The sequence below is a fragment of the Acidovorax sp. NN32 genome, from assembly GCF_057597245.1.
Genome location: NZ_CP199679.1, coordinates 1,590,357 through 1,605,043 on the forward strand (window position 1 = coordinate 1,590,357; position 14,687 = coordinate 1,605,043).

The 14,687-nt window shown below is 67.2% G+C and carries 13 protein-coding genes; 3 read left to right on the forward strand and 10 right to left on the reverse strand.

Features of this window, described 5'->3' with window-relative positions:
• Positions 1-7: 7 nt before the first annotated feature.
• From ACT89O_RS07320 to hemC, 5 genes are all read right to left on the reverse strand, one after another.
• Positions 8-586: a cytochrome b gene (locus tag ACT89O_RS07320; RefSeq protein WP_436130568.1), complete on the reverse strand. Its 579-nt coding sequence runs from the start codon at positions 584-586 to the stop codon at positions 8-10.
• Positions 587-924: 338 nt separating this feature from the next.
• A complete protein-coding gene (locus ACT89O_RS07325) occupies positions 925-2,202 on the reverse strand; it encodes a heme biosynthesis HemY N-terminal domain-containing protein (protein ID WP_487262225.1) in 1,278 nt (425 codons plus the stop codon).
• A gap of 164 nt (positions 2,203-2,366) precedes the next feature.
• Complete coding sequence (locus tag ACT89O_RS07330; RefSeq protein ID WP_487262226.1) at positions 2,367-3,512, reverse strand: uroporphyrinogen-III C-methyltransferase; 1,146 nt, start codon at positions 3,510-3,512, stop codon at positions 2,367-2,369.
• Entirely contained in the window at positions 3,509-4,321 is an 813-nt protein-coding gene (locus tag ACT89O_RS07335; RefSeq protein ID WP_487262825.1) for a uroporphyrinogen-III synthase, read from the reverse strand. The genes ACT89O_RS07330 and ACT89O_RS07335 overlap by 4 nt, the downstream gene beginning before the upstream one ends.
• 11 nt (positions 4,322-4,332) lie before the next feature.
• The gene (gene hemC, locus ACT89O_RS07340; RefSeq protein WP_487262227.1) at positions 4,333-5,271 is read right to left on the reverse strand and encodes a hydroxymethylbilane synthase; all 939 of its coding nucleotides are present in this window, start codon (positions 5,269-5,271) and stop codon (positions 4,333-4,335) included.
• A gap of 132 nt (positions 5,272-5,403) precedes the next feature.
• On the opposite strand from hemC, the gene ppc reads away from it, so the two are divergent.
• On the forward strand, positions 5,404-8,193 hold the full coding sequence (gene ppc, locus ACT89O_RS07345) for a phosphoenolpyruvate carboxylase (RefSeq protein WP_487262228.1): 2,790 nt from the start codon (positions 5,404-5,406) through the stop codon (positions 8,191-8,193).
• Between the two features lie 219 nt (positions 8,194-8,412).
• On the opposite strand, the gene ACT89O_RS07350 is transcribed toward ppc, so the two are convergent.
• From ACT89O_RS07350 to ACT89O_RS07360, 3 genes are all read right to left on the reverse strand, one after another.
• The gene (locus tag ACT89O_RS07350) at positions 8,413-8,706 is read right to left on the reverse strand and encodes a hypothetical protein (protein ID WP_055397528.1); all 294 of its coding nucleotides are present in this window, start codon (positions 8,704-8,706) and stop codon (positions 8,413-8,415) included.
• A 327-nt stretch (positions 8,707-9,033) separates the two neighbouring features.
• Positions 9,034-10,398 (reverse strand): AI-2E family transporter, encoded by a 1,365-nt coding sequence (locus tag ACT89O_RS07355; protein WP_487262826.1) that lies wholly within the window; start codon positions 10,396-10,398, stop codon positions 9,034-9,036.
• A gap of 165 nt (positions 10,399-10,563) precedes the next feature.
• On the reverse strand, positions 10,564-11,799 hold the full coding sequence (locus tag ACT89O_RS07360) for a spherulation-specific family 4 protein (protein ID WP_158603269.1): 1,236 nt from the start codon (positions 11,797-11,799) through the stop codon (positions 10,564-10,566).
• 142 nt (positions 11,800-11,941) lie between these two features.
• Between ACT89O_RS07360 and ACT89O_RS07365 the strand changes: the two genes are divergently transcribed.
• Both ACT89O_RS07365 and ACT89O_RS07370 read left to right on the forward strand, forming a co-directional pair.
• Entirely contained in the window at positions 11,942-12,679 is a 738-nt protein-coding gene (locus ACT89O_RS07365) for a hypothetical protein (RefSeq protein ID WP_082437553.1), read from the forward strand.
• Between the two features lie 11 nt (positions 12,680-12,690).
• The gene (locus ACT89O_RS07370; protein ID WP_487262229.1) at positions 12,691-13,272 is read left to right on the forward strand and encodes a FlgO family outer membrane protein; all 582 of its coding nucleotides are present in this window, start codon (positions 12,691-12,693) and stop codon (positions 13,270-13,272) included.
• 197 nt (positions 13,273-13,469) lie between these two features.
• On the opposite strand, the gene flhC is transcribed toward ACT89O_RS07370, so the two are convergent.
• Positions 13,470-14,030 carry a flagellar transcriptional regulator FlhC gene (gene flhC / locus ACT89O_RS07375; protein ID WP_010459839.1) on the reverse strand — a complete coding sequence of 187 codons (561 nt, stop codon included), beginning with the start codon at positions 14,028-14,030 and terminating at the stop codon, positions 13,470-13,472.
• A 48-nt stretch (positions 14,031-14,078) separates the two neighbouring features.
• Positions 14,079-14,405, reverse strand: coding sequence for a flagellar transcriptional regulator FlhD (flhD, locus tag ACT89O_RS07380; RefSeq protein WP_055400499.1), 327 nt, complete (start codon positions 14,403-14,405; stop codon positions 14,079-14,081).
• Between the last annotated feature and the right edge of the window lie 282 nt (positions 14,406-14,687).

Below are 14,687 nucleotides of genomic sequence, written 5' to 3' on the forward strand. Positions count from 1 at the left end.
GGGTGTTTCATCTGCCCGGCAGCATGCGGGCGATGAGCCCATCGCGGTCCACGATCTGGTGCTTGAGCGCGCCTGCGATGTGCAGCAGCACCAGGCCCGCCATCGCAAAGGCGGTGTACTGGTGCCAGGGTTTGATCGCCTCGGCCAGCTCCTTGCTCACGGGCACGAAGTCGGGCAACTGCCACAGGCCCAGAAACACGATGGGAAAGCCTGCTGCCGAGCTGTAGGCCCAGCCAATCAACGGCACGGCGAAAAACAGCGTGTACAGCAGCCCGTGCGTGGCGTGGTGCGCCAGCTTTTGCCAGCCCGGCATGGCGTTTTCGATGGCTGGCGGCAGCGCGGGAGGGCGGTGCGTGACGCGCCACAGCAGGCGCAGCACCGACAGCACGAGGATGGTGACCCCCGCCCACTTGTGCCAGTTGTAGAGCTTGAGCCGCTGCGGCGAGAACGGCAGCCCGGTCATGTAAATACCCACGCCAAACAGCCCGATCAGTGCCAGGCCCAGCACCCAGTGCAAAAGCATGGCGGTGCGCGTATAGCGGCGGGGCGGTGCGTCGGCAGCGGTGCGGGTGGCGGTGGCAGTCATCAGGAAAGAATGGGAGGGTCTGGCAAACAGGGGGCTGGGCGAACCTGCCAGCCCGTTCGGGGCTGACATCCGTCAAGCGATGGGGCAGTGTAGGAAGCCGTTGCCGCATTCGGCTTCAGGCAGATTGATGCTTCAATTCAAAAAAAATGAATTGATAAGGCCTGAGCGCTCAAAGTTCCCCAATGCTGTGCACGCTGCACCAGCGTGTATCCGACGGGGTGTGAGGGCGGCGGATTCACCAGGGATGCCCTGGTTCGGTGCGGCCCAGAGCGCTGCGGCCCGGGCTTTTTTACGCAAAGGGCTGCGCCTGGAAGGCGCAGCCTTGCAAAGAAGGCCGTTTACCGGCCGAGCGCGGCCTTCTTCCAGGCCTCGGCGGCGGCGCCGTCGTCGCCACGTTTTTCTGCCAGCTCGGCCAAGTGGCGCCAGGCGCTGGCCCGCAGGCTGCTGTCGCCCAGCTGCTGCGCCGCCTGTGTGAGCAACTGCTGGGCCTTGCCCCACAGCTGGCGCTTGAGGCAGGCCATGCCCGCCAGGTACTGCAGGCGGGCGTCGCGGGGATTTCCCTGGTAGGCCGATTCGATGCGCGCCAGCCAGGGGGCGTCGAGGTCGTCCAGCCCGGCTTCGAGTGCGCGCACCAGCTTCAGCGCATGGTGTTCGGCCAGCGCGTCGGGCAGGTCCACCATGCGGTCCCACACGGGCAGCAGCCAGGCGCGTACCTGCGTCGCGTCACCGCCCAGGGCTGCCAGCCGCTGTGCGGCGTGGATGGCCAGCTCGGGCATGCTGCGCTCGGACGATTCCAGCGACATCCAGGTCTGCTGCAGCTGCGCGGTGTCGTGTGCGCTGTTGATGAGTTCAATGGCCAGGCCCCGCACGATGCTCTGGGCCGCAGCGGGAGAGAAGGCGCGGTGCTTGCCCAGCAGGCGTGCGGTGTCCAGCGCCTCTTGCGTCTGGCGTGCCAGGCGCGTGGCCTTGAGCTTGATGCGCAGCGACAGCGTGCGCCGGGCGGCACCTTGCGGCAGTGCGGCCAGGCGGTCGAGCGCAGCGTTGGCATCGCGGTCGTCCAGCGACCAGCGGGCGGCACGCATCTGGGCGCCCTCGCGCATTTCCTGCTCATTCACGGTGCCGCGCAGCGGTGCCTCTTGCAGGGCGTCCTGCAGATGGCTTTCGCGCGTGGCGCTGTCTTGCAGCGCGTGCGAGGCCTCGGCCGCAATCATGTGGGCCAGGGCGCGCAACTGGCGGCCGTGGGGCACGGCCTCGCCAGCGGTGGCCAGCGCGTTTTCTTGCGACAGCGCCGCCACCGCGGCCTTGCGCGAGCGGATGAAGCGCCCGCCCAGCATGTGCGTCAGGGCGTCCAGCAAGGCCGCGTGCATGGCGCGCTCCTTTTGCTGCACGCGCCAGCGCCGGGCCTGGTGGGGCAGCTCCAGCAGCGCCGCCAGGGCGCGCAGCGCGGCGTACACGGTGACAAACCCGCCCACCAGCAACAGCACGACCAGGTTCAGCGACAGGTCGATGCGGTACGGCGGCCAGTACAGGGTGACGGTGCCCTGGTTGTTGCCCGCAAACAGCGCGGCGGCCACCGCCACGCCAAACAACGCCAAAAGCCAAAGAGCTGCTCGCATATCAGTTCAGTTGTCCGTTGCGCTGTGCGCAAATTGCTGAAACTGGCGCGACCAAGGCCAGTGCCCCCGCGCAAGGGCCGCCCCGCCGCGCTGGGGGCGTCCCCCTCCCGCATTGCGCAGCAATGCGAGAGAGGGGGAAGGCGCGAAGCGACTCAGGGGGTGTGTCATCTTCCGGCTGCAGCTGTTGCCAGCGCAGAGAGCGTTTCGTCCAGGCGCGGCTGTTCGGCCGCTTTCATGCTGGCCTGGGCGGTCTGCAGCGTGCTGGCAGCGTTCTGCGTGCGGCGCGATGCCGGGTCAAAGTACTTGTTGAGCGCAGCGTTGGCGGCGGCCAGGTCGGCGCGGGCCGATTCGAACTGGCGCGCCAGCACGCCCAGGCGGGCGTTGAGCAGCTTGAGCTTGAGGTTCTCGCGCAGGAAGAAGGTCTGCTCGGGCGCCAGCAAAATGGCCTCGGGCTGGTCGATGCGGCTCACGCGCACCAGGCCCCGGGCCTCGTCGCGCACCACTTCCCAGCTGCGCTGCAGGGCTGCCTGCCACCAGGCCAGGTCGCCCTGGTTGAGCGGTGGCGTGTTTGTGGGAGCGGGTGTGGCTGCCAGGCGGCGTGTGGCGGCCGCCTGGGCCACGGCGTTCAGCACGGGCAGCTCGTCCACCTGGCGTACCAGGTCGTCCAGACGGGCCAGCAGGCCGGCGGTGTCGGTCACGGTGGCGCGGGTCAGGCGGTCCAGGTCGCGGCCAATGGCGCGCTGCACGGGGGCCAGGCGGGGCTGGGCGGCGCGTTCGATGCGCTGGTTGGCGCTTTTGAGCGCGGCCACCAGGGGCTCCAGGCTGCCGGTGAGCTGGGCCTGTTGCTGGGCCAGGCGGATGGCGGATTCGATGTCCACCACCAGGTTTTCGTCGCGCGAGCGCGACAGGCTTTGCATCAATTCTTCAAGCTGGCTGCGCTGCAGCGCCACTTCGCTCACCCGCGCTTCGGCCACCGACAGGCGCGCCGCTGTCTCGCGCACCAGTTCTTCGGCCTGGCGGGCCATGGTGCGGGCCTCGATGGCCTGCGCGCCCGAGTCGGCGGACTGACGGGCGAGCTGCTCCTGGATGGCGCTGAGCTTTTGCCACAGCATGCCGCTGCTGACCAGCGCGGCAGCGGCCACCGCGCCCAGCAGCAGCGTGACGGCGCCACCCCGGCCCGGGGTAGGTGCTGGAGGTGCGGGCGCGGCTGCCGGGCCCACGGCCGGTGCGCCCACGGATGCCGCGGCAGGTGCCGCCATGGGCGCTGCGGTGGGTGCGGGGGGCAGATCGTTGGGGGGCACGGAACTCATGCGGCCGATTCTATCGAGGCCACCACATCCTCCAGCGCCGGACGGCATTCCCGCACGGTGCCAAAGCCCGCAGCGCGGGCCGCTTCGGCGATGCGCGGGTGTGTGGCCAGCGCGTGCGCGGCGCCCCAGTGCTGGCCGGGCAGGGCTTCGGCCAGGTGGGCTACGGCTTCAGAGCTGCTCAGCAGCCAGATGGAGCCATCGCACGCTGCCTGTTGCGCCAGCGCCACCTCGCGCGCTGAAAAATGCGGCGCGCCGCGTTGGTAGGCCACCACAAACTCCACCGTGCCGCCCGCCGCCTCGATCTGGCGCGCCAGCCAGTCGCGGCCGTTGCCGGGGCTTTCATGTACGCACTGGGGCGTGGAGGACCTCCCGCGCACGATCAGCACGCAGTCGCCGGGCCGGATCTGCCCCGAGACCTGCTGCCACAGCGCTTCCGAGTCGAACTGGGGGGCATCCGGTGCCGGGCCGTCGATGCAGCCAGGCGGCACACCGGCCTGCTCCAGCGCACGCGCCGTGCCGGGGCCTGGAGCCCATGCTCTTGTTTTGATAGCTGCTAGCGCTTGTCCATCAAGCGCTAGGGCCTTATTTGGCTCAAAAAAATGAAACACCGCATTGCCACTGACAAACATCAGGGCCCGGTACTGCGCAAGCCGCGCATGCGCCTGGGTGAGTGCTTGCTCTGCCGCTGCGTCACGGCAGGGGCCGATCGCGATGAGCGGCAGGGCCACGGCATCCACACCACGCGCGCCCAGCAGCTTGACCCAGTGCGCAGCCTCGCGGGCGGGCCGCGTGACGATCACCCGGGGCATGGCATGCGCGTTCAAACCAGGGGTTCTGCGCCCCGTGCGCCACCGGCACGCAGGCGCTGCGCAATCGCGTCGCCCAGCGCTTCGGCCTGCGCCAGCGTGGTGACGGCGGCGCTGGCCGCTGCGCGCACCAGGGGCGCCTGCGCATCCACATCGCCCCAGGCGGCGTGGAGCTGCAGCACGCCATCGGTGAACGTGCCGTGCGCTGCCAGCGGCATGGAGCAGCTGCCGCCCATGGCGCGGCTCACGGCGCGCTCTGCGGCCACGGTCAGCCAGGTGGTCTGGTGCGCCAGCGGCGCCAGTGCTGCGATCAGGTCTTGCCGGTCGCTGCGCACTTCAATGCCCAAGGCACCCTGGCCGGCTGCGGGCAGCATGGCCGTGGGCGCAAACGTGGCGCGGATGCGGGATTCGAGCCCCAGGCGCTTCAGGCCCGCAGCCGCCAGCACGATGGCGTCGTACTGGCCTTCGTCCAGCTTGCGCAGGCGGGTGTCCAGGTTGCCACGCAGGGGTTCGATCTTGAGGTCGGGCCGCAAGGCCTGCAGCAGCACCTGGCGGCGCAGGCTGGAGGTGCCCACCACCGCGCCCTGGGGCAGGGCATCAATGTTCGGGTAGTTGGGTGAGACAAACGCATCGCGTGGGTCTTCGCGCTCCATCACGCAGGCCAGGGCAAAACCCTCGGGCAGCTCCATGGGCACGTCCTTGAGCGAATGCACAGCAATGTGCGCGCGGCCTTCTTCCAGCGCCACCTCCAGCTCTTTCACAAACAGGCCCTTGCCGCCCACCTTGCTGAGCGAGCGGTCCAGGATCTGGTCGCCCTTGGTGGTCATGCCCAGCAGCTCCACCGTGTGGCCCTGTGCGCGCAAAAGAGCCTGTACATGCTCGGCCTGCCACAGCGCCAGGCGGCTCTCTCGGGTGGCAATGACGATGGAAAGGGGGGAATGGGCGAGGCTCAAGTTCGTAACCTGTTTGTAATCATTCAGGGGCGGGCGATGCTAGCATGCGCCCGCACTGGGGCCGGTGCGCCCCGGGGGACGCGGGGGCAGGCGGCGCCAGGTCACCTACCCACCTCCGGAGACCCACGCACCATGAAACGATCCGACAAGGACCAGCCCCTGATTGACGACATCCGCCTGCTTGGCCGCATTCTGGGCGATGTGATCCGGGACCAGGAGGGCGTGGCCGCCTATGAACTGGTCGAGCAGGTGCGCAAGCTTTCGGTGGCGTTCCGCCGCGACGCCGACCAGGAGGCCGACCGTGCGCTCAAGAAGCTGCTCAAGTCCCTGTCGGGCGACCAGACGGTGAGCGTGATCCGCGCCTTCACCTACTTCAGTCACCTGGCCAACCTGGCCGAAGACCGCCACCACATCCGCCGCCGCGCCGTGCACGAACGCGCGGGCGACACGCAAGAGGGCAGCATCGAAGTGGCCCTGTCGCGCCTGCGCTGGGCTGGCATTGCGCCCAAGACCATCTCGCAGACGCTGGCGGGCAGCTACGTGGCCCCCGTGCTCACCGCGCACCCCACCGAAGTGCAGCGCAAGAGCATTCTGGATGCCGAGCGCGACATCGCCCAACTGCTGGCCACGCGCGACGACATCCAGGTGCGCGCCCAGCTCTACAACAGCGCCAAGGATGCCCTGACCCCCCGCGAGCTGGCCGCCAACGAAGCCCTGCTGCGCGCCCGCGTGGCGCAGTTGTGGCAGACGCGCCTGCTGCGCTACAGCAAGCTCACCGTGGCCGACGAGATCGAGAACGCGCTCTCTTATTACGAAGCCACCTTCCTGCGCGAGATTCCCAAGATCTATGCGGACCTGGAGAACGAGCTGGGCCAGTACCCCGTACACAGCTTTCTGCGCATGGGCCAGTGGATCGGCGGCGACCGCGACGGCAACCCCAATGTCACTGCGCAAACGCTGCAATACGCCCTGGGCCGCCAGGCCGAGGTGGCCTTGCGCCACTACCTGACCGAGGTGCACTACCTGGGGGGCGAGCTGTCGCTGTCGGCCCGTCTGGTGCAGGTGTCGGCCGAGATGGAGGCCCTGGCCCAGCGCTCGCCCGACACCAACGAACACCGCGTGGACGAGCCCTACCGCCGCGCCCTCACCGGCATCTACGCGCGCCTAGCTGCATCGCTCAAGGACTTGACCGGTGGTGAGGCCGCCCGCCATGCCGTGGCCCCACAAAACGCCTACGCCAGCGCCGAAGAGTTCCTGGCCGACCTGCGCGTGATCGAAGCGTCATTGAAGTCGCACCACGGCGAAGCCCTGGCTGCCGAGCGCCTGCACCCGCTGATCCGCGCCGTGCAGGTGTTTGGCTTTCACCTGGCCACGGTGGATTTGCGCCAAAGCTCTGACAAACACGAAGAAGTGGTGGCCGAGCTGCTGGCCAAGGCGCGCATTGAGCCCAACTACGCCAGCCTGCAAGAGGCCGCCAAGCGTGCCCTGCTGATCAAGCTGCTGAACGACGCCCGCCCCCTGCGCGTGGTGGGTGCCGAATACTCTGCCCATGCCAAGGGCGAGCTGGCCATCTTCGAAACCGCCCGCGTCATGCGCGAGCGCTTCGGCCACGAAGCCATCCGCCACTACATCATCAGCCACACCGAAACGGTGAGCGACCTGCTCGAAGTGCTGCTGCTGCAAAAGGAAGTGGGCCTGATGAATGGAACCTTGGACACCGAGTCCAAGAACCACCTCATCGTGGTGCCGCTGTTCGAAACCATTGAAGACCTGCGCAACGCCGCGCCCATCATGCGGGAGTTCTATGCACTGCCCGGCGTGGCGGCCCTGGTGCAGCGCAGCGGTGGCGAGCAGGACATCATGCTGGGCTACAGCGACAGCAACAAAGACGGCGGCATCTTCACCAGCAACTGGGAGCTGTACCGCGCCGAGATTGCACTCGTTGAACTCTTCGACGAACTCGCCACCAGCCACGGCATTCAGCTGCGCATGTTCCACGGCCGGGGCGGCACCGTGGGCCGGGGCGGCGGCCCCAGCTACCAGGCCATCCTGGCGCAACCCCCCGGCACCGTGCGCGGCCAGATCCGCCTGACCGAGCAGGGCGAAGTCATCGCCTCCAAATACGCCAACCCCGAGATCGGCCGCCGCAACCTCGAAACCCTGGTGGCCGCCACGCTCGAAGCCACGCTGCTGCAGCCCACCAAGCCCGCCACCAAGGCGTTTCTGGACGCCGCCGCCCAGCTCTCGCTGGCCAGCATGGGCAGCTACCGCGCGCTGGTGTACGAGACGCCCGGCTTCACCGAGTATTTCTTCAACTCCACCCCCATCCGCGAGATCGCCGAGCTCAACATCGGCTCCCGCCCCGCCAGCCGCAAGGCCAGCCAGAAGATCGAAGACCTGCGCGCCATCCCCTGGGGCTTCAGCTGGGGCCAGTGCCGCCTCACGCTGCCCGGCTGGTACGGCTTTGGCTCGGCGGTGGACGCCTTTGTGAATACCGAGGGCAAAGACCCCAAGACCCAGCTGGCCCTGCTGCAAAAGATGTACCGCCAATGGCCGTTCTTCCGCACCCTGCTGTCCAACATGGACATGGTGCTCGCCAAAAGCGACCTGGCCCTGGCCTCACGCTACAGCGAACTCGTCACCGACGCCCGCCTGCGCAAAAAGGTGTTCACCAGCATCGAAGCCGAATGGCACCGCACCGCCGAGGCCCTTACCCGCATCACCGGCGACAAACAGCGCCTCACCCACAACACGGCCCTGGCCCGCTCCATCAAACACCGCTTCCCGTACATCGACCCGCTGCACCACTTGCAGGTTGAGCTGGTGCGCCGCTGGCGCGCAGGGCAGGGGGATGAGCGGGTGCAGACGGGGATTCACATTTCCATTAATGGGATTGCTGCGGGGTTGCGTAATACCGGCTGAGTGGCGGACAGCGCAGCGCGTTCGAACCTGCGCATCGCGGCCTGTTTTGATCGCAGGCACCCATAACAAAAAGGGCTCCCAAAGGGAGCCCTTTTTGCCTGCCCGCCCCTGCGGTTCAGTTAACACTCCCCATGGCAACAGCACCCGCAAATGCGAAGTGCCACCGCCATGGGAAGTCCCGCAACTGCTTCAACCAAACTCAAGCAGTTGGTCTGCCAATTACATGGCGCTGAATTCGCCGTGGGGGATCTGGCCGGTGCGCAGGGCTTCGGCAGCCTGGGCACGCACGGCAGCGCGGTCAGCGGTGGAGGTGTAGGTCACCACACGCGAACCAGCAGGTTCCTGGCTGCGGGTCTGGGCGACGGTGGCGGCTTCAGCGGCCACTTCAGCGCGGGTGCGGTTCGTTTCGAACTTCAGGGCGAATTGCGAGCTGTCGGCTTCGTCAGCCTGGGCGCCAAAAGAAGCGAAAGCGGCAACAGCAGCGACGGAGAGGAAACGGGCGGTCTTGTTCATGATGAAAATCCTTGAAGGTTAAAAAGCGTCTCAAAAAAGCCGGGTCAAGAACCATTCCTGAACCGGGTTCGGTGAGTCGCCTTGCGGGTTCGGCTCATCGATGGGATGAACTGTACGCCGATGGTGTTCACGGAAAAACTACCTGGTCGCGAACTAACTGTTCCAGTATTGGAAACAATCTTTGAGGCCGCCTTGACCTCCTGGGCCACGCCGGTGCGCCGTGATAGCGAGCGATATGGGTGGCGTGGGTGAGGTGGGGGCTGATATGGCATCGCCCACGCAGCGTGGCGGGGGGGGCATCTGCCGGTTTGCGGCAGATGCCGGGTATCAATCCCCCAGCAATTCGCCCACGGCCTTCAGGTCTTCGACCCGGTCGCACACGGCCTTCACGGCCATCATCACCGGGATGCCCAGCAGCAGGCCCCACAGGCCCCACAGCCAGCCCCAGGCGAGCACGCTGACGAACACGGCCACGGGGCTCATGCTGCTGGTGCGGCTGGTGAGCCAGGGGGTGAGCAGGTTGCCCACCAGGGTGTGGATGACCAGCGATGCACCGCCGATGGCCAGGGCCATGTCCAGGGTGCCGAACTGCAGGAAGGCCACCAGGGCCGATGCGCCGGTGACCAGGGCGGAGCCGATGTAGGGCGCGAGGTTGAGCACCCCGGCCGCCACACCCCACACGGCGGCGTTCTCCAGGCCCAGGGCCCAGTAGGCAAGGCCGGTGGCCACGCCCACCAGCACGCTGGTGAACACCTGCACCATCAGGTAGCGCTGGATCTGGTTGGTGATGTCTTCCAGCACGTGGATGGTGACCTTGCGCCGCTCCAGGCTGGTGCCCGCGATGCGCAGCAGCTTGTTGCGAAACAGGTTGCCCGAGGCCAGCGCAAAGTAGGTAAGGAACACCACCACCGTGAGCTGCCCCAGCGCGGACATGAGCCCCATGGTGCCGCTCCACAGGTAGTCGCGGATGTTGAAGGGCGGGCGCTCTACCACCACGCGCTGCACGCCGCGCCGGGGGGGGCTGGCGGTGGCGCTGTTTTCGTTGGCGGCCTGTTCGATCTGCGTGGCGGCCTTTTGCATGGTGTCGAGCGGGCTGCTGGCGCCGGTGCGCGCCTTGAGGCTGTCGCGCACCTTCTTGGCGGCCACGGGCAGCGAGTCCACCAGTTGCGCGGCGCCGTCGCTCAGCGACCAGGCGGCGCTGGCCAGGCCCAGAACGATGGCGATCAGCAGCACACCGGCCCCCAGCCAGCGGGGCACGTAGCAGCGCCGCAAGACCTCCACCACGGGCCGCAGCGCCGTGGTGAGCAGCAGGCTGAGCATGATGGGGATGAACACGGCGCTGGCCCAGTGCAGCAGGGCCACGCTGGCAAACAGCGCCAGCAGCGCGAGCGAGAGGTTGCGCACGTCCACGGGCATGTGGAGCATGAGCGGGCCGGGGAGGGATGCGGTGGCTGCGGGCGCGCCGCTTGGTGGTTGCGCAGGCGGTGGGGGGCTGTCAGGGGTTGACCGGGCTTGGGCGAGTGGGGCCGCTTGATCCGCATCGTCGGCTTGGGCCATTTGGGCCGCTGGTGCGGGGCCGTCCCCCGCAGGCGCGTGGGGGGGCATGGTCGGGGCTGCTTCAGCGGCGGGGCTGTCTGGCTGTGGCGGCTCGGCAGCGGGGGCGGGCGGGGATGCAGGGGTGGGCTCGGTCATCATGCGCGGATTGTGATGGGACTCGGGCCTGCTGGGTTGTAGGTCGGGCTGACATGCAGCGTGTCGGCGGGGGGATGTGGCGGTTCGGAAGCTCTGGCGGGTGGTATGCCCGGCACCCCGCCAGCGGTGCCTGTGTGGCAGGGTTCGGCGCCCTGCCCGTTGGCATCAGCACAGCGGCAGCGGGCGCTTCTTGTTGAGTGCATCCACCGTGCCCAGCAGCTGCTGCCAGTAGGTGGGCAGTGACGACCACGAGGCGCCGATGGCCAGGTTGGTGGCATAGACCATGCCGGTGTTCAGGCGGGGCCGGTGGGCGTGCTTCACGGCAGCCTGCATGTCGGTGCAGGTGCTGGCGGTGTGGACCAGCATGGCCTGGGCGGTGTTGTCCTTGGCGTAGACCCAGGTGCTGGCGGGCTGGGGGTCTGTGGCCTGGTAGGCGGCGGCATTGCCAGCGTAGGTGACCAGCGTGTCGGCCACACCCGCATAGGCCGCTACGGGGTAGGTGCCTGGGTTGCCGATCACCGTGGGTGCGTTGGGCGGCGTGGCGCCTTTGCTCATGCCCGAGGCCCGGGCCTTGGCGTAGTTGTAGACGTCCTGAAAGTACGCCAGCCGTGCGCTGTCGGTGGCCATGCCGTCCAGGAAGAAGCCGTCGAGCTGGTCGGGGTAGAGGCGGATGTAGTTGTCGATGGTGGCCTTCACGTCGGCCACCGAGCGCGACCCGCCGCTGCCCGAGGTGGCCACGTAGGCGACGACTTTGTTGGTGGTGCCCGCCACGGCCTTGAAGTCTTTGATGGCCGTGAGCAGGTCGTCGTCAACCTCGGAGTCCGCGGTCAGCACGCCGTCGCTGGCGCTGGCCACGGCGGTGATCTGCACGTCCGGGTAGCTGGCTGCGCCGCTGGTGAGGGTGGCCCAGGGCGATGAGGTGCCGCTGGCGCTGAAATACGCGGGCACCAGCACCTGCAGGTTTTTGTGGGTGGGGCGCACGTAGTACGTGAGGCTGTCGCCCGCCGTGTTGGCGCTGCTGGTGGCCGTGGCGCTGACCTGGAAGGTGGCGCTGGGCGGCAGGCTGCTCACGGTGAGCGTGGTGCTGGCCACGCTGGCCACGGTGGTGGGCGCCACGGGGGAGAAGGTGGCGGCTGCGGAGGGGTTGACGGTAAAGGTGACCACCGTTCCGTTGGGGGCTGCGCCGCCGTTGACGCTAACGTCGGCCGCCAGCGGCTCAGATGCGCCGGGTTCGAGCACGTTCTCGGTGGGCTGCACGAAATGCAGCGTGACGGGCGCGCTCGCGGGTGGCGGTGGGGCGGTCGTGTTGTTGTCCTTGTCCGTGGCGCCGCCGCAGCCCGCCAGAGCCGCAGTGAGGGCCATCAAGGACGCGAGGCGGTGGGTGCGGGTTGTGGTGAGCATGGTCTTCACGGAGGGTTGGTATGAATGGGTTGATTGTGAAGGCTTGCGCCAGCAGCTCCAAGGGCTGAAACGGCCGCTTTGGCCGGGAAAAACGGCCTTGTTGCGCCGATTGCCGCAGGCGGGCGCCAGTACCATGGCCCACATGCCATCCTTCCTTCACCGCATTACGGCCGCCGCAGCAGCCTTGCTGTGCGCAGCGCTGCTGGTCGGCTGCGGCACGCTGGACGTGCCGCGTGCCGACAACTACCCCGCCACCGGCCAGAAGAAAGCCCGCGCCGTGCACCACTGGGATGTGCTGGCGGGCGATGTGGCCGGGCGCGTGGCCGAAAAGATCGCATCCTGGCCCGAGGGCGAATACCCGCTGTACGTCACGGTGGCAGACAACTCCAGTTTCAACCAGAGCTTTCTCAAGTTGCTCAAGGTGCACCTGCTGAACCGGGGCGTGGCGGTGTCCACGGTGCCCACGGCGGTGGAGCTGGAGGTGCAGACGCAACTGGTGCAGCACGGGTCTGGCTCACCGCGCGGCTTGCCCGTGCCCATGGCCGGCACCATCATCGGCACTGGCGTGGGCGTGTGGCGCGACTGGGCGGTGCACTATTCCGACCGCACCCTGTTGCCGGGTGTGGCCACGGCCCTGGGCGTGGGGGCAGGGGTGGCGCTGGACATGGCCCAGCTCTACACCCAGGGCGCCGCCGCAGGCGGACCCACGCGCACCGAGGTGCTGATCACATCCACGCTCAAGTCGCGCGACCGGTACCTGGCCGGAACGGCCGATCTGTATTACATCGAGGGGGCCGACGCGGTGCTGTATCAGCCCGAGCGGCCGCCCGCGCCTGCACCGATGACGCCCGTCAAGACTTGGCGGGTGGTGGCGCCATGAAGGGGCTGTGGATGTCGCAACAAGCTCCCCGGGGTGCACGCGCCGCCAGCTGGTGGGCGGCTGCCGCCCTTGCGCTGGGGGGGCTGCAGGGCTGCGAGACCACCAACCCCATGCACAGCTACTACTACGGTGACCGGGCGGGCGGAATATCGCGCTCCAACCTCATCGAGCTGAATGAACGCGCCACCGATGCGCTGCTGCAGACCGCACCGCTGGATGCCAACCAGCCCGTGCTGGTGGCCACGCTGGTCAATGTGGACCGGCTCACTGAATCGTCGCGGCTGGGCCGCATCTTCTCGGAGCAGATCGCGGGCCGCATGGTGCACCGGGGTCTGAAGGTGACCGAGGTGAAACTGCGCGAGAACCTGCTGCTGCAGCGCGACCAGGGTGAGCTGCTGCTGTCGCGCGAAGTGCGCGAGGTGAGCCAGTCGCAGAACGCGCAGGCCGTGGTGGTGGGCACGTATGCGGTATCCACGTCGGTGGTGTACATCAGCCTCAAGCTGGTGAACCCGGTAGGCAACACCGTGGTGGCGGCGCACAGCTATGCCGTGCCAATGGATGAAAACGTGCGCGCGCTGCTGGCTGGAAGATAGATGACATCCCCCTGAGCGGCTTCGCCGCTTCCCCCTTCTCTCGCGCTACGCGCGGGAAGTGGGACGCCGCCAGCGCGGCGGGGCGGCCCTTGCGCGGCGGCCCTGGCGGGTGCAGCGCCCATTTTTTCGGTCGGGGTGGGAATCAGGCTAGCGCGCCCGTTTGGTAGGTGCAAAAAGCTAATGCTTTGATATCCATCTCAGTGCAACATGAGTGCGCCTGCCGTCTTGCTCTTGCCGGCGCGGGCGGGTGGGTTGCACAGGCCGCAGGTGAAGTGGCGGTTCTCATACAGCTCGGTCACGAACTGGCCGCTGCACTGGCTGCACTTGGTGCGCGTCAGCATGCCAGCGTCCACAAATTTCACCAGGCGCCAGGCGCGTGTGAAGGAGAGCAGGGGTTCGATCTCGGCCGTGGCGACCTGTTCGTTGTACAGGCGGTAGGCTTTGGTCAGCAGCTCCACCGAATCCAGGTCCACGCCCTTGGACAGGTATTCGTAGATGTTCAGGAACAGCGAGCTGTGGATGTTCTCTTGCCAGGTCAGGAACCAGTCGGTGGAGAAGGGCAGCTGGCCTTTCGAGGGTGACTTGCCCGCGATCTCTTTGTACAGCCGGATCAGCCGTTCATACGACAGCGTGGTTTCCGATTCCAGCACCTGCATGCGGGCGCCCATCTGGATCAGCATGGCCGCGCGTTCGATCTGCTTGGATTCGTTCAGCACGCTCTTGGCGGGGGCTTTGGCAGCGGGTGCGTTGGTGGACATGGCGGGCTTTCGGTGGAGACTGGGGGAAGAGGGCTGCGGGCAAGTGCTTCAGAGCACTTCCGACACGCGGCTGGCCATCAGGATGTTGGCGTGCAGCGTGTTGGTGGCTTCGTTGCCCACCTTCTTGGCTGAGTGGTTGGTGAGCAAGCTCCACACCAGGTTGTCGTCCACGCGGAAGCTGCAAAGAAGCGTGTTGCGGGAGGCCAGTTTCATCACTTGCGCTGGCGACAGCGATGCCAGAATGTCGGCAGACTCTTCGTTCATGCCCAAGCGGAACACGGCTTCGGCCTTGTCCTGACGGATCAGGGTTTGGGCCAACATCAGGTAGGTGAGGTTGGCTTCGCGGATTTCAGCGAGAATTTGTTCGTTGGTCATGGCAGCTTCCTTTTTCCAGTACCGGGTCTTGCGTTGCCTGCTGATTGCAGGTTTTGCGTGATCCGTTGAAATGGATTGTGAAACCGCCCCAATCAGAAATTAAGTCGGGGTTTGGCTGTGCCGCGTGTCTGGTTCTGCGGTGGGCCGTGTAGGAATTTGCCCTACACGCACATCAGGTGCAGGCTGGCATTTCAGGCGATGGCCGCTGCTGTGGCAGTGGGCCCAGGCTGCCCACTTCTGTTCATGGTTTTGATAGCACCCTCAAAACCATCTTTTTTGCAC